We start from the raw sequence: 20,602 nt of genomic DNA on the forward strand, positions 1-20,602 counted from the left end.
CTATTTCACTATACATTCTTATGATCCTGCGTTGCAAAGTAAACGCATCCTGATTGCATAATGTTAGTGTATCCGAAATACAATAGAAAAACCGTCTGGATGAAGTGAATCTTTCCAGACGGTTTTCCGTTTAGGAGCATAATGCCGAAGCGTTGTATGAATGACTCATGCTTCAGACGACCTAAACATTTTTATTATCTGCTGCCTTTGATATATGGAGTACCGCTCGCTTTCGGTGCGTTCGCTTTTCCGATGAAACCAGCCAATGCCAAAATAGTAAGGGCATACGGCAGGATCAGGAAGACGACGGATGGAATCTTTTGAATGAATTCCACATCGATCGAACCCGCACTGATCGCAAGTGCTTGGGCAAAACCGAAGAACAATGCCGCAGCCATTGCACCAATCGGATGCCATTTACCAAAGATCATTGCTGCTAATGCCATGAACCCTTGTCCATTAATCGTCGCGTGGCCGAAATCGCCAGTCATCGTTTGCGAATAAACCGCCCCACCAATACCAGCTAATCCACCTGAGATAATAACAGCGACGTAACGGATTTTCGTTACATTGATACCCATTGTGTCTGCAGCCATCGGATGTTCCCCGACAGAGCGGAGACGCAGGCCGAATGGCGTCTTATAAATGACAAACCAAGCGAGAATCGCCACTGCAATGGCAAGGATAGAAGAACCGTAAACTGATTTGAAGAACATAGGACCAAGAACCGGGATATCCTGTAAGAACGGTATATTAATACGTGGAATCTTTTCTTGGATAAAATCCGTCTGTCCCTTGCCAAAAATCATTTTCACTGTAAACAAAGCAATCGCGATCCCAAGCATGTTGATCGCTACCCCGGATACAACCTGATCCGCGCGGAACGAGATCGATGCCACAGCGTGCATGACGGAGAATAGCGCCGATACAACCATTGCTACGAGCAAGGCGACCCAAGGTGTCCAGCTTCCAAAGGTATCTACAAAAAATAGATTGAACACGATACCGATAAACGCACCCATGACCATGAGACCTTCCAAACCGATGTTTACAACACCGGAACGTTCGGAGAATACCCCTCCGATAGCCGTAAAGATCAATGGAGCCGCATATGCGATGGTCGTTGGAATGATGAAATAGAGAACTTCCAAGAAGCTCATATCATTTCGCCTCCTTTTTCTTTGCCAACCGTTGTAAACCAACACGGATGATGTAACCCGAGGCTACGAAGAAAATGATGAGTGCTATGACAATCGAAACAATCTCCAAAGGAATATTCGCCGCATTCGGCATATTATTCGCACCGTATTTCAAGGAACCGAATAAGGATGCGCCAAAGATAACGCCAAGCGGTGAATTTGCACCTAGCAAGGCAACGGCGATACCGTCAAAACCAATTCCAGTGAAGCCACCGCGGGAAGTCATGTTCCCGAAAGTGCCGAGAGCTTCCATCGCTCCGCCAAGACCTGCGAATGCACCTGATATTACCATCGCAAGAATAATGTTTTTATTGACGTTCATACCAGCATATTGAGACGCATGATCGTTAAAACCAACAGACTTCAGCTCATAGCCCGTTTTTGTTTTCTCAAGAATGAACCACGTTACAATGACCATCGCCAGGGCAACGAAAATTCCATAGTGCAATGTTGAGAAATCAGTTAACTGGGATAAGAAGTCCGAACGCAAAGAAGCGGTCGGTTGAATCTTGTCAGTTTTGTAGCCTCCGCCGGACACCGCTTTAATTAAGGCGTTGACTGTATGGAGAGCTATGTAGTTCATCATGATCGTTACAATAACTTCATGAACGCGCAAAGTCGCTTTCAAAAGCCCTGGAATAAGGCCCCATAGTGCACCTGCGACTGCTGCTGCGAGCAATGACAATGGCAAATGAATGATCATCGGCAGTTCAAATGTAGAACCGACATATGCGGCAGCGAACCAGCCGACCATTAATTGGCCTTCTACTCCGATGTTGAACAAGCCTGTCCGGAAAGCGAACGCCACAGCAAGTCCAGCCAAAATATATGGACTAATTTGACGGATCGTTTCACCGATTGCATATGAATCACCGAAGATACCGTTCCATAAAGCAATATAACCAGCGACTGGATCATATCCGCTCACCAGCATGACGATTGCCCCAACGATGAGGCCTAAAATAATGGAAATGACAGGAACGAGTATATTGACAACCCTATTTGACATCGTCGTCACCTTCTTTCACAACGGCATTTTCCCCGTCTGTCACGATTTTGTCCCTTGAATGGCCCGCCATGAGCAAACCAAGCTCCTGCTCAGACGTTTCGGCCGGTGTGACCGTATCAATTATTTGTCCATCGTGGATTACTGCAATCCGGTCTGAGACATTCATGACTTCATCCAATTCAAACGAGATGAGGAAGACTGCTTTCCCATTATCTCTTTGCTCAATTAAACGTTTATGGATGAATTCAATTGCCCCAACATCCAAGCCGCGCGTCGGCAATGCCGCAATGAGAAGATCCGGATTCCGCTTCACTTCCCTGCCGATGATCAGCTTCTGCTGGTTCCCTCCTGACAAGGCGCGTGCCAGTTCGTGCTCGCCCTGTGTCCGAACGTCAAATTCTTCAATGATTTGCTTCGCATGCGAAGAAATCACTTTATAGTTCATAATGCCATTTTTGGAATATGGCTCGTGGTAGTACTCTTGCAAAGCGGCGTTGTATCCGACTGAAAAGTCAAGAACCAAGCCGTGCTTATGACGGTCCTGCGGGATATGCCCTACGCCTGATTCGGTAATTTCACGAGGCTTTTTCCCAGTGATATTCTTTCCATTAATGCTGATCTTACCGCTCTTCACCTTGCGCAGACCGGTAATCGCTTCTATCAGCTCCGACTGTCCGTTTCCGTCAATCCCGGCAAGCCCGACAATTTCGCCAGCTCGGATCGACAAGTTTAAGCCTTTAACCTTTTCAATGCCCCGGTTATCCGTTACCACAAGGTTTTCCACATGCAACACTTCATCTTTTGGATGGGAAGGCCCTTTTTCGGTTTTAAATGTCACTTGCCGGCCAACCATCAATGTGGCAAGCTCTTCAGGATTCGTCTCAGCCGTAATGACAGTACCGATCCCTTTCCCTTTTCGGATAACAGTGACGCGATCGGAAACATCCATGATTTCCTGAAGTTTATGTGTAATCAAGATAATGGATTTGCCTTCAGCAATCAGTTTCTTCATGATGGCAATCAATTCTTCGATTTCCTGTGGTGTCAAGGAAGCGGTCGGCTCGTCAAAAATAAGGATTTCCGCACCGCGATAAAGCGTTTTCAGAATTTCCACACGTTGCTGCATACCAACGGAAATATCCTCAATCTTCGCATTTGGATCCACATTCAAACCATATAATTTTGAAATCTCGGCAACCTTTTTAGCAGCATCTTTAATATTGACGGTTCCCATTTTCGTTGGCTCACTGCCTAGAATAATGTTTTCAGTAACCGTTAGGTTTTCAACGAGCATAAAGTGCTGGTGAACCATCCCAATTCCAAGGTCATTCGCAATATTAGGATTCGAAATATTCACTTTCTTGCCCTTAACCCGGATCTCGCCTTCCTCAGGCTGATACAAGCCAAAGAGCACGTTCATCAACGTTGACTTGCCCGCACCATTCTCTCCTAAGAGTGCATGAATTTCTCCTTGCCTCAGTTGAAGAGTGATGTTGTCATTCGCGAAGAAATTACCGAACTGCTTTGAAATATTCAGCATTTCAATGACGTATTCCAATCGTTTCACTTCCTCATGTGATTTATTTAAGGTGTTTCAGTTAATTGACACAATAAAAGATTTTTAAGCAAAAATCTTTTACTCTATCAATTCAATTCTATAACCAAATGATAAAGGCCGGACTTAACCGGCCCATACCATTCGTACATCAAATTACTTTGTGAATTCAGGAACTTCGATTTCACCATCAGCAATTTTCTTTGCATACTCGTCAACTTGTTTCAAGACATCTTCAGGAATTGCACCACGGGAGTCCGCAAGGGATACACCATCGTCATGCAAACCGTAAATTTTTGTTTCTCCACCTGGGAATTTACCTTCTTTCGCCAAGTTGGAAATATCTTGAACCGCTACGTCAACACGCTTCAACATAGAAGTCAATGTAACGTTGTCGTCACCGACTTTACCTTCTTCATACTGGTCGGAGTCAACACCGATTACCCAAACATAAGCATCTTTGTCTGCTTTTTTACGTTCTTTTGCTTCCGTGAATACACCGTTACCAGAACCGCCTGCAGCGTGGAAAATGATATCTACGCCAGAAGAATACATACGGCCTGCAGCAGCTTTACCAAGTTCCGCTTTGTCAAACGCACCTGTGTATTGAACATCAACTTTGATATCAGGTTTTACAGCAGCGACACCAGCTTCAAAGCCAGCTTGGAAACGTTCGATAACCGGAATTTCCATACCGCCGACAAATCCGATTTTATCAGACTTAGTCATCAATGCAGCAGCAACTCCTGCTAAGAAAGCGCCTTCTTGCTCTTTGAACAGAACGCTTGCCACGTTTGGTTGATCAACTACACCGTCAATGATGGCGAAGTTTGTTTCAGTTTGTTGAGAAGCAATTGTATCAATCGCATCTTCCATTAAGAAACCTACACCGAAAACAAGATTAAAATCACGGCGAGTAAGAGCGTTCAAATTGGACGTATAGTCAGACTCGTCTTTTGATTGAAGATAAGCGTAACCGCCGTCACCTTCGCTCATTTTGTTATCTTCACCAAACTTTTTGATTCCTTCCCAAGCGGATTGGTTGAACGATTTGTCGTCAATTCCGCCTACGTCAGTAACCATTGCTACGGAGAATTCGGATTGATTTCCACCGCTTGAAGATGTGTTGTTCTCTTTCTCTTTGTCTTTGTCCGTTCCGCAAGCCCCTAAAATCGTACCGGCAGCAAGAACCAATGATAACGCAAGACCGTATTTACGTTTGCTCACTGTGTGGACCTCCCTGTTTTTTATAATTTGGTATTTATGCGACGTACTAAACGTCTTGCAAAGTGTACCCGGATTTTTCCGGATCCCACCTTATACCCTTTTCCTTACAACATGAAAGCTGAATTTATCCGCTCTGAAATAGTTTTTCGAGAACAGGACCATTTCACCCTCCTCGCTGTAATGATGTTGCAGCAGAACGAGCAATGGCACATCGACACCGCAGCGTAAGATGCTAGAAGCCTCGTCATCATAGCCAACTGGTTCAATATTCGCAATTGCTTGGACAATCCGGATGTCACCTGATTGCTCAATCGCATCAAAAATGGATTCATTGGCAAGTACATCTTGTCCATTCGGCAGATGTTTAGCCAAGACATGATCAATGCAATATACGACTGGATCTCCATCAGCGGTGCGTACCCGTTTGATAGTGATAAGATTGTCTCCTGCACCACAGTCAAACTTGTTCATCATTTCGTCATTTGGCAGCACAGTATCCACTTCTTTAAATATCGTCCCAGGCTCCATGCCAGCATCCGATATCATGGAAGATACGCTGGATAACTGTTCGATGCCTGATGTGAATAACGGCTTGGAGTTGACGAATGTACCAACCCCGTGCTTCCTGACAATGATTTTCTCTTCTTCCAGGACACGCAGCGCTTCTCGAAGCGTAGCTCTGCTAACGCCAAGGGATCGGGACAGTTCAAATTCAGAAGGGAATTTTTCATTCTCTTTGAAGATTCCATCCTCGATATCCTGTTTTAGCCGCTCAATCACTTGAACATATAAATGTCTTGGATCCGCTTTTATCATCACTGCATTCCTCCCTCCAGAAGAGGTTAGACCTCTGATGTGTGACATCGTGACTAATCATCCATACTATATCATTTTCACCATACAAAATAAACACCCGATTTTGAAAGCAGAAGAAAAAGAAAAGACTGATAACTATTTCCATTTATGAATGAATATCGGCTTCGCTTCTATCTATTAGGACTTGACGGGGTTTACTGCCTTCGGAAGGCCCAACAACACCGCGCATTTCCATCTGATCAATGATTCTCGCGGCTCTTGAATATCCGATACGGAATCTTCGCTGAAGCATGGAAACAGAAGCTGTCTGCATTTCCAAAATCAAGTTCACGGCTTCGTCATAAAGTTCATCTGTCTCTTCGTGAGGGGCGATTTCTTCAATTTCCGTCGGAATCATATCCTCCTGATACTGCGCCTTCTGCTGCTCGATGACAAAATCAACAACCGCCTCGACCTCTTGATCGGAAACGAAAGCACCTTGGATCCTTACAGGCTTCGAGGCACCCGCCGGAAGGAATAGCATATCTCCGCGTCCCAGAAGCTTTTCTGCGCCGACTCCATCCAAGATGGTTCTTGAATCGACTGCCGAAGAAACGGCAAACGCAATTCTGGATGGGATATTTGCTTTAATAATTCCTGTAATAACGTCCACGCTTGGCCGCTGGGTCGCAATGATCAGATGGATGCCTGCGGCTCTGGCCATTTGGGCGAGCCTCGTAATGGAATCCTCCACATCATTGGAAGCGACCATCATCAAATCTGCCAATTCATCGACAATGACGACGATATAAGGCATCTTCGGATGTTTCTCCTCGTTCTCTTCATTCCATTGCTCAATATGTTCATTATAGCCTTCAATATTACGAGTGCCCGTATGGGAGAACAGTTCGTAACGACGTTCCATTTCCGATACGACTTTTTTCAATGCCTGGGATGCCTTTCTCGGATCAGTTACTACAGGTGCCAATAAATGCGGAATTCCATTATAGACATTTAATTCAACCATTTTCGGATCAATCATCATCATTTTTACTTCATGCGGTTTTGCGCGCAATAAAATACTAATGATGATCCCATTGATGCAAACGCTCTTCCCGCTGCCTGTTGATCCGGCAACGAGAACATGCGGCATTTTATTCAGCTCTGCCAGCATCGCTTGGCCGGTGACATCTCGTCCGAGCGCAATCATCAGCTTGGAATCAGGGCGGTTGTTTTCCTTTGCCTCAATGACTTCCCGGAGACTGACGACAGCCACTGCATTATTCGGAACTTCAATGCCTACCGCGGATTTACCTGGGATCGGCGCTTCAATCCGTATATCCCGAGCTGCCAGCGCTAGCGCAATATCATCCGACAGGCTGACGATCCGGCTCACTTTTACACCTGTATCCGGAAGCACTTCATATTTTGTTACGGCCGGCCCAAGATGGACTTGTGTCACTCTCGCCTTGACGCCAAAACTTAAAAACGTCCGCTCCAGTTTCTGGGCATTGGCTTGAATGGAATTCAATTCCCCTGATTGGTCGTTCTCGGGAGTTTCCTTTAGGAGCCCAGAGGACGGCAATATATAAGAAGTATTCTCCTCTTCTCCGGCAACTCCGTCGTATGGGCTCGCAGGCTCGTCTTTCCCCTCAGTAGCAGGTGTTTCTTGCGGTTCCTGCTGCGCAACTGGCCGGCTTTCTTCTTCAGGCGTTTCCGTCCGGCGTTCGTTGAATGCGGAGATAATCGGCTGCGAAACAACCTCTTCTGCCTCAAACGTGGCTAATGTTTCCTCCGGCTGCTTTTCAATACTCTCGCTGATCTGTTTTTTGGACCTTGACATTCGAGTATCCGCATTCTTCTTACCGGCAGGGACAGACTTTGGTTTCTTAGCTAACCGCTCGCGCATGGAGGCCCAAGCTTTCGGATATGCCTCCACTAAAATCGGAACGAGCGCTTTGCCTGTGAGCAGCACGATACCAATCAATAATAAGAGGATACCTGCAACCGTAGCACCTGCCGAATCAAACAATGAGTGGAACATAGCGAAAAGGATGGCACCCGCCATGCCGCCGCCTAATGCCCCGGTTCTCGATTGAATCCCTTCATTAGTGACTAATACCTTCCATGTTTCTTTTAAGGCCGAGTTTGAAAGCAGTGTATGGCTATTGTGCAGTTCCTTAAATAAGTGAATATGACTGAACAGCAGCAGACTAGCCAGAACGAATAGGCTGCCTGCAACGATCCGATTTTTCCAGCCGCCTGCCTTCCGTTTGATCATGAATAGCAGTGCTTGGACAATTAATAAGAAAGGAACAGCACTATGCCAATTTCCGAAGAGGAATCTTGCAAATGATGCCAGCCCTCTGCCCACAATGCCGAATTCGAAAATGATAATGATGGCCAGTCCAATCATCGTTAAGCCCGACACTTCATAAATCAGCGGGTGCAGTCCGTCCTCTTTTTTCTTTTTAGAAGACGCGCCTTTCTTTTTCTTCTTCGTTTTCTTGGACATGTTCCTCCTCCTTTCAAAAAAGGATTTCCCGCCGCTCGGGTCGGCACGGAAATCCTTTTCAGCATATCATCAGTCACTATGACTGTTCTGTTCGGTTTTCGCCGGCAAAAATTAATATTCCATAATAATTGGGATAATCATCGGGCGTCTCTTCGTTTGTTGGAACAAATAGGAACTTAACGTATCACGAATCTCTTGTTTTATGTTTGTCCATTCAAACGTATCTTTATTCACATATTTCTCGACAATTCCTCTGACGAGCTTCTTGGACTCTTCCAGTAATTCCTCTGATTCGCGGACATAAACGAAACCTCTCGAAACGATTTCAGGCCCTGCCGCAATCCTTTTCTGCTTCCGGCTCAATGTAATGACAACTGTGAAAATACCGTCCTGGGACAGCAACTTGCGGTCACGCAATACGATATTGCCTACATCTCCCACGCCAATTCCGTCAATGAGTACGTTGCCTGCTTGTACACGTCCGCTCATGCGCATCTTATTATTTTTATATTCTACAATATCCCCTTTATCCGCTATGAATATTTGGGATTTTGCAAGACCGACCTGCTGCGCCAGCTTGGAATGGGCAATCAGCATCTTATACTCGCCTTGGATTGGAATGAAATATTTCGGTCTCATCAAGTTGATCATCATCTTTAAGTCTTCTTGGCTTCCATGTCCAGAAACATGGACCTTTTTTGTCGATGTAAGAACATTAGCTCCAGCTTTCGAAATTTCATTCATCATCTGGAACATTGAAATTTCCATGCCCGGTGATGGCGTGAATGTGATCAGTACTGTATCAGAGCTTTTCATTTTAATTTCACGGTGATGATTGCGCACGATTTTTTCAAGCGCGTCGAGCGGCTCTCCTTTATTACCAGTCACGATAATGACGATATCCTTATCCTCATACTTTCCGATTTCTTTAATCGGAATGACCATCTCTTCATCAACCTGCAAGTAACCTAACCGCATGCCTACTTCGAAATAGCTTTCCAAACTCTTGCCGACGACCGCGACTTTTTTTCCGGTTTCCGCTGCTTTGTCGAAGACTTGCTGAATCCGGATGAAGTTTGATGCATAAAGTGCAACAAGCAATCTTCCTTCTGCAGCGTAGAAAGTGCTAGAGAGCTGTTCTTCAATAACCGATTCGGAAGTCGTGTAGCCAGGACGCTCCGCTTCATTGGAATCAGACATCAAAATGAAAACGCCGTCCTCGCCAAGGTTCGCCATGCGTGAAAGGTCTGGGCGATATTTACCTTTGGCAGACTGGTCGAATTTGAACTCTCCTGTATGCACGATTGCGCCTTCACTAGTATGGAAGACGATTCCTAACGAATCAGGTATGCTGTGCGTTGTATGGAAGAATGTGACATGCGTCCGTTTAAAATTCATCCGGCTTTTATTTGTCACTTCAAAGAATTTGACTGGCGCAGGTGCCGGCATTTCCTTTAAATGTTCTTTGGCAAGCGCTAACGTAAGCTTCGACCCGTAGACTGGCGCTTGTACTTTTTGAAGGAGATATGCAATAGAACCGATCGCATCTTCATGCCCGTGTGTCAAGAAAATGCCTTTGACCCGTTCTTTGTTTTCTTCGATGTATGACATATCAGGAATGACGATATCAATGCCGAGCATCTCACCTTCCGGAAACATCAGTCCTGCATCGACGATGAACAACTCTTCATCTATTTCTACAACATACATCGCTTTCCCTATCTCACCGACTCCACCGAGCGGGATGATTCTAATCAATTCATTTTTTGTCTTTGTCACAATGTTTCCTCCTATTATAAATTCCCGTCCATTACGACTATGTTTCATTATACGTGACGAAACCCCTTAAGCACAAACAAAAAAAGCCGGTTGCAAAGACCGGCTCTGATTCGGCTCTTATGATATTTCACCACATGGCTTATAAAAGCGCTAAGCCACTTCGTTAAACGAATAGTTTCTGACTTTGCTTAAATTCATCCCAGATAATGTCGAATTGTCTGGCATCTTCACCAAACTCCCTAAGCGGCAGTCGGACGCCTCCCGTTTCAATGCCTATTTTTTGCAATGCATACTTTACAGGCACCGGATTTGGGGCAGAAAACAAGGCTGAGAAAAGTGGAACGAGCGCACGATGCATCGCTCCCGCCTGGTCCTGATTTCCTTGCTTAAACGAGTTGATCATCAATTGCATCTCCGGCCCAACTACATGGGACGCAACAGATATAATCCCTTTCCCGCCAATTGCAAGCACCGGCAGTGTCAGTGCATCATCACCGCTATATACAGAGAAGCCAGCGTCTGTCCCGGAAATGATTTCGGCCATTTGATCAAGACTTCCACTTGCCTCTTTGACAGCACGGATATTTTTTATTTTCGATAACTCAATGACCGTGGCGGCATGCATATTAACAGCAGACCGTCCTGGAATGTTGTACAGCATGATCGGAAGGGATGTTTCGGTTGCAATATAGGAAAAATGTGCGAACATTCCTTTTTGATCAGGTTTATTATAGTAAGGGGCGACGAGCATGATGCCATCCGCCCCCAATCGTTCCGCCTGTTTCGTCAAATACACGGTTTCAGCGGTATTAAACGTTCCCGTTCCCGCTATGACAGGAATCCGCTTTTTCACAATATCAATCGAAAATTTTAGCAGATCTGCCTTTTCTGCATGTGTTAATGTGGGCGATTCACCCGTTGTCCCACAAACGACGAGGGAATCTGTACCGCTCTGGATCAAATGCTCGATCAATTTTTCTGTTCTTTCGTAATCGATGTCCCCTGCTTGTGAAAAAGGAGTAACCATCGCTGTTCCAATTTGTCCAAGTTCCATTCTGACCATCCCTTTATTCGTAATACCCTGGTTATCCATCTTGTTACGAATAGGCTGCAGATAATGGAAAACTGATTTCTTAGCGCTCCAATAACTTTTCGGCGATTTGCACGGAATTTAATGCGGCACCCTTCAGCAAGTTATCAGAGACAATCCACATATGAAAACCTTTAGCTTCGTTCGGGTCTTTTCTAACTCGGCCGACGAAAACATCATCCTCATCCTCTGCAAAGAGAGGCATTGGATAAAGCTGAGTGGACGGGTTATCCTGCAAGGTAACTCCAGGTGCGTCAGCCATTGCCTGATGAAGATCCTCTACAGTGACCCCTTCTTTTTCAACTTCGATATAAACTGATTCTGAGTGACCAGAGACTACCGGCAAACGGACGCAAGTAGCAGACACTGAAATAGAATCGTCACCGAAGATCTTTTTCGTTTCGTTCATCATTTTCCATTCTTCCAACGTATATCCAGCCTCGCCGAACATATCGATTTGTGGAATGGCATTAAACGCGATCGGATAATGCTTTTCCGCAGATGCAGAAGGCAGAATGGCCGCTTCAATGTTTTTTCTATCGGTAAATTGACGGCTTTGTTCCTGTAACTCATCGATCGCTTCCGCACCTGCACCGGAAACCGCCTGGTATGTCGAAACAATAATCCGCTTTAATCCGAATTTTTCCCGAATCGGCTGAAGCGCAGCGACCATTTGGATCGTTGAGCAGTTCGGATTGGCAATGATGCCTTGATGCTTCTGCAATGTATGCGGGTTTACTTCCGGAACGACAAGAGGCGTCTCAGGATCCATACGGAATGCACTAGTATTATCGATAACGACCGCCCCGCGGGCAACCGCTTCTTTAGCGAATTTTTGTGAGACAGATCCACCTGCACTGAAAAATGCAATATCCACCGACTCGAAGGATTCGGGTACTGTTTCCTCTACGATATATGTTTGGTCTCCCACTTTGATCTCAGTGCCTGCTGATCTTGCGGAAGCCAATAGTTTCACGGATTCCATAGGAAAATTCCGTTCCACCAGCTTTTCAAGAATTTTTGTTCCAACTGCTCCCGTTGCTCCGACTATTGCAATATTCTTCTTTGTCATCTCTATCTCCCTTTCGAAAAAAGGATTGGGATCAGGGTTGCATGCATCCTATATACAGAAATAACCAATAGGAAGGCACGCACCCGCTTTCATCCATTCATCCTTATCAATTCATTGGAGGAATTATATCATATTTAAAATATTTCGGTAGTGAATTTTTATTTTTTCTCGTGAATAATTAATAATGGCTGCAGCTGTCTTTTTTCAAGTGCTGCGGCTGTGGCGGGAACCATGAGAGTGAAATCGGAGATTAACGAGTTCGGCTTCTTATGCGGGTCATCCTGTCCGAACGGGATAAAATAGATATTTTTGGTATTGAGCAGCTTCATAATATTCATTCCGTTCAATCCGAGCGCATCATTCGTTGAAATCCCGAGCAATAAGGGAGATCCATTGCGCAATGTTGCTTTCGCTGCCATTAAGACCGGTGAGTCTGTGGCAGCATTGGCCAGCTTGCTAATTGAGTTTCCAGTCATCGGAGCAATAATCATGCAGTCGACCGGTGACGATGGCCCGAATGGTTCTGCTCCCACTATTGTCGAAATCACTTTCTCACCGGTCGCCTCTTCAATTCGCTGAATCCATTCCTCACCCGTCCCAAATCTGGTGGCGGCAGTCAATACCGAGTGAGTAATCACTGGAACGACTGTCGCTCCAGCATCTTGCAATTCCTGTATGACCGGCAGGATTTGATCATAGGTGCAGTGCGAAGCGGTAATCCCTAAACCGATCCTTTTACCTTGCAGCATCCAATTCCCCTTTCGTCCGCTATTCCATCCTTAGAAGTGCTTCTGCCAATACTTGCGCGGCATCATCCGGGAAATGTTTCCCGGGCAACCCAAGGTGTATTGTATAGTATTCAGCAAAAGAACCGGGCTTTAGGCACCCCGGAGCGGACGCTAAGTCATAGACACGGAGCGGTGAATGGTTTTGCAGGAATAGCCATTGTGCGGGAATGGTGTTCACAAGAACTGTATCCTCTTCACTAAAGTCTTTCTGGATGGATTGAATGGAATACCCTAACGAGACGGCTTCGCTTAATTGTGCTTCAGACCTTGCAACGACAGTCACTTTTCCTCCTAAGGCTTGGATCGCTTTGGCTGTCATCTTTCCGACTTTGCCAAACCCTGTGACATAAAAGTGCTTTCCATTTATGCAACGATTTGAGCCGTTGTAAAACTCACGGAGAAACCCTTCAGCAGTGAGAATTGCATTTTCCCAAATGAACAGCTCCTCCTGCAAATATCGGACGACCTGGTAACCACTCGATTGATAAATGTCGGCCCATTGTTCCGAAGCCACGCCAACATATAGCTTGGTCCCGGTCGCCAACAATTCTGGCGGTATGTTCCCTTGCATTTCTAATATAGGAAAAACGATATGTCCCGGTTGAAACGATGCGATCAGCTGCCCTAATTCTTCGCTATATGCATTCGAATTGAAATGGGCGGATGGAATGCCCATCCCCTCGAAAAGCTTGCTGCAAATTTCCAATCTCCGGTCACTGCCAATAAACAGCCACTTCTCTTTATGAATAGTCTTCAATATCGAAATCCCCCAGATGATGCGTTTTTCCAAAAAGAATACGATTTTCGCCAATTAACACGATTTCACTCCAAGGAATGAATTCAGCCGGCTGTTGGTCGCGATTTTTGAATGGATTCTTGCCAAACTTCTTCCTAATTTCAAAACCAAGTATTTCTCCTGTCTTTTTATTGAAAATCATATCGGTCTCAGCTAAAAAGCCGTAACGAATTCCTTCCTCCACCTGGATCAATTCTTTCTGGGCGAGCTCTGACAGTAACATTTTCTCTCCCCTTTCCGCATATTCCCTCTATCATATGAGTCAATTAAGAAAAAACTGCCGGGAAAAGGGATTTTCTATAAAATTATCGACTTTCCAAAATCAGTTGCGGTCCGAGTATGGAGACTGCTTTTTGACCCTTAAGCAGCTTGCATGCCATAGCATTTACCTTTTCCACTGTTACCTCGTCAATTAAGCTGACGACTTCATCAATCGATTTATGGTCTTCCAGAATCAGTTCCTGCTTGCCATTCCGATGCATAATTGCCTCGGTACTTTCCAGGCCAAGCAAAAAGCTCCCCTTCAACTGCTCTTTCGCATTCAGCAGCTCCCGCTCGGAGATTCCATTGTCAGCGATGTCGCAGAGGATGTCTTCAACTGTCTCCATCGCTTCTTGCAGTCGTTCTGGCGAGGTTCCCCCGTATACGACAAAAGCACCTGTAGATTCGTAAGCGGAATAATAGGAATAAACCGAGTACGCCAACCCTCTCTCTTCTCGGATTTCTTGAAATAACCTGGATGACATCGTCCCGCCAATTATACTGTCCAGCAAAATGAGATCATGAAGCTGTGGATCCCGGATCGTCAAACCGGGAAAACCGATGCAAAAATGCGCTTGTTCAATATCTTTCACTTTCTTTCTGGCAGCGGATTGAAAGAGCGGTGTTTCCGTCATGGCAGGCACAACAGTTCTCTGCTTACTTGTATAGGACCCGAAAAGTTTAATAACAGTCTGCAGCAAGCCATCATCATAATTTCCCGCTATTGAAATGACGATATTCTCGGGTACATAATGAGCATTCAAGAACTTTTGGATTTTCTCCTTCGAAAACGTGCGGATCGTCTCTTCCTTGCCGCCGACAGTCCGGCCGATAGGATGCCCGGCAAACATATCAGACCATAATAGTTCGTCGACATCCTCTTCAGGCGTGTCTTCGACTGAAGCGATTTCCTCGTATATGACCATTTTCTCCTTCTCAATTTCTTCCGGATCAAAGGAGGAATTAAAAAACATATCCGCAAGGACTGTCACTGCCTTTTCGGCGTGATGCCCTAAAACTGTTGTAAAATAGCAAGTCATCTCTTTCGATGTGAAGGCATTAATGTCGCCACCCATCAAATCAAATTGTTCCGCGATGTCCCGAGCACTGCGCTGCGCAGTTCCTTTAAACAGCATATGTTCAATAAAATGCGCCAATCCCGCTTCTGATTCGTCTTCATGCATGGATCCAGCCTTCACCCAGATACCAATTGCAGCAGAACGGACATGCGGAAGCTTTTCGTGAACGATGCGAACCCCGTTCGGGCAAGTATATTTTTCGAGCATAAGTTCCTCCTGTGACAGAACAAAAAGCCGCCATCTCACACTATGCAGGATGGGGCTTTCCGTATTGTATTATTATGATTCAGTTGTAGGGTTTTGTGCAGCTTCCCGCTCTTTCTCTTCTTTCAAAACGACTTTGCGGGACAGATTGACCCTGCCTTGGTTGTCAATTTCAATTACTTTGACGAGCAATTCATCGCCAAGCTTTAGAACGTCCTCAACTGCTTTTGTTCTCTCTTCCTGAATCTCTGAGATGTGCAGCAAGCCGTCTTTGCCAGGGAAGATTTCTAGGAAAGCACCGAACTTTTCAATCCGTTTCACTTTACCCATGTAATATTCTCCGACTTTCGCTTCTCTGACGATATCCTCGATCATTTTCTTCGCTTTCTCATTCATTTCTGAATCAGGCGAAGAAATATAGATAGTTCCATCCTGTTCCGTATCAATCTTGACGTGAGTCTCTTCGATGATTTTGTTAATGACTTTACCGCCAGGTCCGATAACATCACGGATTTTATCCGGATTAATGCGGATCATAATGATTTTCGGCGCATATTTGGAAAGCTCGCCACGCGGTACAGAAATCGTCGATAGCATATGATTTAAAATCGCGTTACGGCCAATTTTGGCTTGTGCCAATGCTTCCTCCAAAATCTGTTTGGAAAGGCCTTCAATTTTAATGTCCATCTGTAGGGCAGTAATTCCTTTTTCGGTTCCTGCCACTTTAAAGTCCATATCTCCAAGATGGTCTTCCATTCCTTGGATGTCGGATAGTATCGAGTAGTTGTCATCCTTCTTAACCAATCCCATGGCAATACCGGCAACTGGCGCTTTAATCGGAATGCCTGCATCCATCATGGCCATTGTTGATGCACAAATGGATGCCTGAGAAGAGGAACCATTCGATTCAAGGACTTCCGCAACCAAACGGATCGTATATGGGAATTCTTTTTCGTCTGGAATAACCGCTTCTAAAGCCCGCTCACCTAGCGCTCCATGTCCGATTTCCCGGCGGCCTGGTCCGCGGATTGGTCCCGTTTCCCCTACGCTGAAGTTAGGGAAGTTGTAATGGTGCATGAATCGCTTGGATTCTTCCAGGCCAAGCCCGTCTATAATCTGCACTTCGCCAAGTGCGCCAAGTGTACAAACACTCAATGCCTGTGTCTGTCCTCGTGTGAACAATCCAGAGCCATGCGTTCTTTGAAGAATGCCGACTTCTGAAGACAACGGACGAATTTCTTCCAGTTTCCGGCCGTCCGGACGGATTTTTTCGTCTGTAATAAGACGGCGTACTTCGTCCTTGATGAGCTTTTCCAAAACATTTTTCACTTGTTTTAGTGTCTCATCGTCCGCTTCATTTTCCGTATATTCGTCAATGACACGAGCTTTCACTTCGTTAATGGCATCTTCTCTAGCGTGTTTCTCTTCAGTTTGGATCGCGCTGATCAGATCTTTTTCGCATTTTTCCTTAATGACAGCCATTAATTGCTCGTCTAGCTCAAACAGTTCGATCTCCATCTTTTGCTTGCCGACTTCCGCGACAATCTTTTCTTGGAATTCGATCAATTTCTTGATTTCTTCGTGGCCGAACATAATTGCTTCTAAGATAATATCTTCCGAAACTTCTTTCGCTCCGGCTTCTACCATGTTGATGGCATCTTTTGTCCCGGCAACAACTAGATCGAGCTCACTTGCTTCCAGCTGTTCAGGCGTCGGGTTGATGATGAATTCCCCATTGAGGCGTCCAATATGGACACCGGCGATCGGGCCTTCAAACGGAATGTCCGAAATGGACAATGCGAGCGAGGAGCCTAGCATAGCAGCCATTTCAGAGGAACAATTTTGATCGACTGACATGACAAGGGAAATGACTTGTACATCGTTACGGAATCCATCCGCAAATAATGGACGAATCGGACGGTCAATCAGACGGCTTGTCAAAACCGCTTTTTCGGACGGACGCCCTTCCCGCTTGATAAAGCCTCCTGGAATTTTACCGACCGCATATAAACGTTCTTCATAATTGACAGTCAATGGGAAGAAATCAAGTGCTTTTGGATTTTTCGATGCTGTTGCTGTCGAAAGTACAGTTGTTTCACCGTATCTGACGAGCACTGCACCATTCGCCTGCTTTGCAAGCTGGCCGGTTTCGATTGTGAGCGGTCTTCCCGCCCAATCGAGGGTGTATACCTTTTTCTGTTCTGTCATGAATGGAACCCCTTTCTAATGTAACAATAAAAGTTCATACGTAGTATGTATTAAGTAGTAGTGTATCAAAAAAGGAAACGTTATGCGAAGTATTTAAAATAATATTGTAAAAGCAGGGGGATGCAGACTGGATAACGGGTATCACAATCTGTCCGCCTCCATGGAAGTTTATTTTTCATAGAAAAAAGCGGGCAAGGCCCGCTTTTCGTATTTGTCTTATTAACGGCGAAGGCCGAGTTTTGCAATAAGATCACGGTACCGTTGAACATCAGTTTCGCGTAGATACTTAAGAAGTCTACGGCGTGTACCGACCATTTTGTAAAGGCCACGACGAGAGTGGTGATCCTTTTTATGCGTACGCAAATGGCTGTTCAAGTTGTTGATCTCTTCTGTAAGGATAGCGATCTGTACTTCAGCAGATCCTGTATCGTTTTCATGAACTTTGTACTCGTTGATCAATTCATGTTTACGTTCTTGTGTAATTGCCATCCTTTTCACCTCCTAATTAATAAAGAATATCCCCAAATCCCGAGCAATCGTTGGTGAATCGATTTGCCGAGGAACGGTTTGTGCTACTAAGCACTGATTCATCATATCATGGCGGCATCATATATGCAACTTTCAACTAGTTGAGCACGTAAATGATGTCATTTAACAATTTCTTTTCCAAAGGCTGCTAGCAAAAGCGGAAACAGGCACAACAGATTATGAAGTGATGTTTCCCAATAACTTGCGTGCCGTTTCCTTATCCCGCCCGATTTGCGCGACGAGTTCGTCGACGGAAGCAAATTTTTGTTCATTGCGAATCGAAGCAATCCAATCGACCGAGCCAACCTGATCATATAAATCGCCATCAAAATCCAACACATGCACTTCAATAAGCGGCTTCATTTCACCTGGATTTTTAAAGGTGGGCTTAATGCCGACATTGCAAACGCCAAGGTGTTTCTCTGATTGAACGGTAAAAAATACAGCATATACCCCGTTTTTAGGCAGGATCGTTTCTTCGTCTGTTTCAATATTGGCAGTCGGGAAACCTAGAAGCCGTCCCCTCTTTTCACCATGGATCACTTTCCCTGTTGTACGGAAAGGACGCCCAAGCAATTCCGCCGTCTTTTCGACATTTCCTTCCGCAAGCAGTGTTCGTATGCGGGTAGAAGAGATTTTCTCGTTCGCCTCTTCCACTCTTTCGATTACCGTAGTGCCGTATGAACCTTCTGAGAGAAGAGCCATATGCTCCATCGTTCCGGCGCCTTTTGAGCCAAATGTGAAATCAAATCCGGCCGTGACATGTTTGACATGTAAACCTTTTATGAAAATATTTACAAATTGCTCAGGTGATAAGGATGCCAATTCCCAATCAAATCGGACGATGAATAAGGTGTCTACCCCCAAAGTTTCTAGCACTTTCACTTTTTCTTCATAAGGTGTTATGTAACCGACTTTTTCTTTGCCTTTGCCAAAAAGATGGGATGGATGTGGATTGAATGTCATGACTGCAGAATGGATACCAAGTTCCTTTGCTTTTTGAACAGCACTCTCAATGACCTGCTGGTGTCCTTTGTGCAAACCATCAAAAAAACCGATGGCTAAGGAGTACTCATCCTGCCCGTCTACTGCTGTATTGTTAGGATAGTCCAACTCAAAGATTTCCATTTCGATCCTCCTTTCTGGATAGGTATTACGATTGAAAAGCAAACATCTTTTCCGGTTTCATCATGCCAGCTTTTGCCGGATGATTTTTATAGACGGCCACAGCTTTTCCTTCATGTGTAAAAACAACTCTCTCATGATCTTCAAGCAATGCTATGCGCTGTAATACTTGACCGTTCCTAATGTTGCCGAGCAAGCCGGCATCCAGTTCAACAGTAGGAAACTCAGCCAAGGCATCTTCAAGAGGTCTGATGAATGCATCAAGCGATCCTTTGAGGAATTGTTCTCTCGTCTCTTCCAGCGTCAAACATTCAGACTTTGTAAAAGTTCCCGACATGGTACGCACGAGTGAAGACATATGAGCGGGATATCCGAGCAACTCGCCGATCTGAACAGCAAGTGTACGAATATAAGTACCCTTTCCGCATGCAACCTTAATCATGAATGTAATCTCTTCCCCGTCAAATTGCGCACGTTCATCCAGCAGTTCAATGTCATAAATCATGACTCTCCGCTCGGGTCGTTCCACTTCAAGACCTTTTCGGGCATATTCATACAGTCTGCGGCCATTCACCTTGACGGCAGAATACATCGGGGGCACCTGGGTAATCTCACCGGTCAGTTGCTTCAAGGCGTGCTCTACGGATGCTCTTGAAATGGATTTAAAAGAGCTGTCCACTGCTACTTTCTCTCCGTCTGCGTCCTCTGTTTCCGTTGAGGAGCCGATACTCACCTCAGCAATATATTCCTTCCCGGCATCTGTAATATATTCGGCCACTTTCGTCGCCTGTCCAAGACAAATAGGAAGGACGCCTTCCACACTCGGATCCAGCGTTCCCGTATGGCCGATCCGCTTCATGCCCAGTATTTTGCGCAATTTAAATACGCAGTCATGAGACGTCATCCCTTTTTCTTTCCACAATGGAAGAATTCCATCCATGACGTTCCTCCTCGCCAACAGCTCGTATGTAGTAAATAGAGGAAGCCGAAAGCCTCAATGGCGACGACTTCCTCCACTCAATTATTGTTCGTCATCCCGCACTTGGCGGAGCAAAGATTCAATCCGATTTCCGTATTCTACAGAATCGTCAAACGCAAATTCGATTTCAGGTGTTTTCCGTAGCCGGATCCTCTGTCCGATCTCCGAACGAATGAATCCCTTTGCTTTAGAAAGACCTTTTAACGTTTCTTCCTTTTTATAATCGCTGCCTAGTACAGAGATGAATACAGTCGCTTGTTGTAGATCACCAGTAACATCGACGTCTGTGACAGTCACAAATCCGATTCTCGGATCCTTCAACTTTTGGCCGATGATTTCGCCAAGTTCCTTCTTCATCTGCTCAGCAACTCGGTTCGATCGCATTGTCATGCA

At 45.3% G+C, this 20,602-nt stretch carries 18 protein-coding genes; all 18 read right to left on the reverse strand.

From position 1 onward, the window contains the following. Window positions 1-194: 194 nt before the first annotated feature. The gene (locus L7D49_RS19160; RefSeq protein ID WP_238083950.1) at window positions 195-1,160 is read right to left on the reverse strand and encodes an ABC transporter permease; all 966 of its coding nucleotides are present in this window, start codon (window positions 1,158-1,160) and stop codon (window positions 195-197) included. 1 nt (window position 1,161) lies between these two features. After that, window positions 1,162-2,208 (reverse strand): ABC transporter permease, encoded by a 1,047-nt coding sequence (locus L7D49_RS19165; RefSeq protein ID WP_238083953.1) that lies wholly within the window; start codon window positions 2,206-2,208, stop codon window positions 1,162-1,164. Next, the gene (locus L7D49_RS19170; RefSeq protein WP_238083954.1) at window positions 2,198-3,766 is read right to left on the reverse strand and encodes an ABC transporter ATP-binding protein; all 1,569 of its coding nucleotides are present in this window, start codon (window positions 3,764-3,766) and stop codon (window positions 2,198-2,200) included. Before L7D49_RS19170 ends, L7D49_RS19165 begins: the two co-directional genes overlap by 11 nt. A gap of 153 nt (window positions 3,767-3,919) precedes the next feature. Continuing rightward, window positions 3,920-4,990: a BMP family lipoprotein gene (locus tag L7D49_RS19175; protein WP_238083957.1), complete on the reverse strand. Its 1,071-nt coding sequence runs from the start codon at window positions 4,988-4,990 to the stop codon at window positions 3,920-3,922. Between the two features lie 90 nt (window positions 4,991-5,080). Further along, the gene (locus L7D49_RS19180) at window positions 5,081-5,809 is read right to left on the reverse strand and encodes a GntR family transcriptional regulator (protein WP_238083960.1); all 729 of its coding nucleotides are present in this window, start codon (window positions 5,807-5,809) and stop codon (window positions 5,081-5,083) included. Between the two features lie 142 nt (window positions 5,810-5,951). After that, window positions 5,952-8,300, reverse strand: a complete 2,349-nt coding sequence (locus L7D49_RS19185; RefSeq protein ID WP_238083961.1) for a DNA translocase FtsK — start codon at window positions 8,298-8,300, stop codon at window positions 5,952-5,954. Window positions 8,301-8,411: 111 nt separating this feature from the next. Further along, the gene (locus L7D49_RS19190) at window positions 8,412-10,079 is read right to left on the reverse strand and encodes a ribonuclease J (protein WP_238083963.1); all 1,668 of its coding nucleotides are present in this window, start codon (window positions 10,077-10,079) and stop codon (window positions 8,412-8,414) included. Window positions 10,080-10,242: 163 nt separating this feature from the next. Next, complete coding sequence (gene dapA, locus L7D49_RS19195; RefSeq protein ID WP_238083965.1) at window positions 10,243-11,133, reverse strand: 4-hydroxy-tetrahydrodipicolinate synthase; 891 nt, start codon at window positions 11,131-11,133, stop codon at window positions 10,243-10,245. 79 nt (window positions 11,134-11,212) lie between these two features. Continuing rightward, the gene (locus L7D49_RS19200; protein ID WP_238083967.1) at window positions 11,213-12,241 is read right to left on the reverse strand and encodes an aspartate-semialdehyde dehydrogenase; all 1,029 of its coding nucleotides are present in this window, start codon (window positions 12,239-12,241) and stop codon (window positions 11,213-11,215) included. Between the two features lie 158 nt (window positions 12,242-12,399). Then, a complete protein-coding gene (locus tag L7D49_RS19205) occupies window positions 12,400-12,990 on the reverse strand; it encodes a dipicolinate synthase subunit B (protein WP_238083970.1) in 591 nt (196 codons plus the stop codon). A 19-nt stretch (window positions 12,991-13,009) separates the two neighbouring features. After that, window positions 13,010-13,786 carry an NAD(P)-dependent oxidoreductase gene (locus L7D49_RS19210; protein WP_238083972.1) on the reverse strand — a complete coding sequence of 259 codons (777 nt, stop codon included), beginning with the start codon at window positions 13,784-13,786 and terminating at the stop codon, window positions 13,010-13,012. Beyond that, window positions 13,770-14,048, reverse strand: a complete 279-nt coding sequence (locus L7D49_RS19215; RefSeq protein ID WP_238083976.1) for a YlmC/YmxH family sporulation protein — start codon at window positions 14,046-14,048, stop codon at window positions 13,770-13,772. Before L7D49_RS19215 ends, L7D49_RS19210 begins: the two co-directional genes overlap by 17 nt. An 82-nt stretch (window positions 14,049-14,130) precedes the next feature. Next, window positions 14,131-15,372, reverse strand: coding sequence for a M16 family metallopeptidase (locus tag L7D49_RS19220; RefSeq protein ID WP_238083978.1), 1,242 nt, complete (start codon window positions 15,370-15,372; stop codon window positions 14,131-14,133). A gap of 72 nt (window positions 15,373-15,444) precedes the next feature. Next, a complete protein-coding gene (gene pnp, locus L7D49_RS19225) occupies window positions 15,445-17,577 on the reverse strand; it encodes a polyribonucleotide nucleotidyltransferase (RefSeq protein ID WP_238083979.1) in 2,133 nt (710 codons plus the stop codon). A 219-nt stretch (window positions 17,578-17,796) separates the two neighbouring features. Continuing rightward, on the reverse strand, window positions 17,797-18,066 hold the full coding sequence (gene rpsO / locus L7D49_RS19230) for a 30S ribosomal protein S15 (protein ID WP_207961988.1): 270 nt from the start codon (window positions 18,064-18,066) through the stop codon (window positions 17,797-17,799). Between the two features lie 216 nt (window positions 18,067-18,282). Next, the gene (locus L7D49_RS19235) at window positions 18,283-19,233 is read right to left on the reverse strand and encodes a bifunctional riboflavin kinase/FAD synthetase (RefSeq protein ID WP_238083981.1); all 951 of its coding nucleotides are present in this window, start codon (window positions 19,231-19,233) and stop codon (window positions 18,283-18,285) included. Window positions 19,234-19,258: 25 nt separating this feature from the next. Then, entirely contained in the window at window positions 19,259-20,170 is a 912-nt protein-coding gene (gene truB, locus L7D49_RS19240; RefSeq protein WP_238083984.1) for a tRNA pseudouridine(55) synthase TruB, read from the reverse strand. A gap of 81 nt (window positions 20,171-20,251) precedes the next feature. After that, window positions 20,252-20,599: a 30S ribosome-binding factor RbfA gene (gene rbfA / locus L7D49_RS19245; RefSeq protein WP_238083986.1), complete on the reverse strand. Its 348-nt coding sequence runs from the start codon at window positions 20,597-20,599 to the stop codon at window positions 20,252-20,254. Window positions 20,600-20,602: the final 3 nt, after the last annotated feature.

The organism is Sporosarcina cyprini (assembly GCF_022048975.1).
GTDB lineage: Bacteria > Bacillota > Bacilli > Bacillales_A > Planococcaceae > Sporosarcina > Sporosarcina cyprini.

Bases quoted from the DNA above. Each gene is read 5' to 3' on its own strand.
- rpsO (WP_207961988.1), bottom strand. From the start codon at position 18,066: ATGGCAATTACACAAGAACGTAAACATGAATTGATCAACGAGTACAAA.
- L7D49_RS19205 (WP_238083970.1), bottom strand. From the start codon at position 12,990: ATGCTGCAAGGTAAAAGGATCGGTTTAGGGATTACCGCTTCGCACTGC.
- rbfA (WP_238083986.1), bottom strand. From the start codon at position 20,599: ATGACAATGCGATCGAACCGAGTTGCTGAGCAGATGAAGAAGGAACTT.
- L7D49_RS19165 (WP_238083953.1), bottom strand. From the start codon at position 2,208: ATGTCAAATAGGGTTGTCAATATACTCGTTCCTGTCATTTCCATTATT.
- L7D49_RS19160 (WP_238083950.1), bottom strand. From the start codon at position 1,160: ATGAGCTTCTTGGAAGTTCTCTATTTCATCATTCCAACGACCATCGCA.
- pnp (WP_238083979.1), bottom strand. From the start codon at position 17,577: ATGACAGAACAGAAAAAGGTATACACCCTCGATTGGGCGGGAAGACCG.
- truB (WP_238083984.1), bottom strand. From the start codon at position 20,170: ATGGATGGAATTCTTCCATTGTGGAAAGAAAAAGGGATGACGTCTCAT.
- L7D49_RS19235 (WP_238083981.1), bottom strand. From the start codon at position 19,233: ATGGAAATCTTTGAGTTGGACTATCCTAACAATACAGCAGTAGACGGG.
- L7D49_RS19215 (WP_238083976.1), bottom strand. From the start codon at position 14,048: ATGTTACTGTCAGAGCTCGCCCAGAAAGAATTGATCCAGGTGGAGGAA.
- L7D49_RS19200 (WP_238083967.1), bottom strand. From the start codon at position 12,241: ATGACAAAGAAGAATATTGCAATAGTCGGAGCAACGGGAGCAGTTGGA.
- L7D49_RS19185 (WP_238083961.1), bottom strand. From the start codon at position 8,300: ATGTCCAAGAAAACGAAGAAGAAAAAGAAAGGCGCGTCTTCTAAAAAG.
- dapA (WP_238083965.1), bottom strand. From the start codon at position 11,133: ATGGAACTTGGACAAATTGGAACAGCGATGGTTACTCCTTTTTCACAA.
- L7D49_RS19220 (WP_238083978.1), bottom strand. From the start codon at position 15,372: ATGCTCGAAAAATATACTTGCCCGAACGGGGTTCGCATCGTTCACGAA.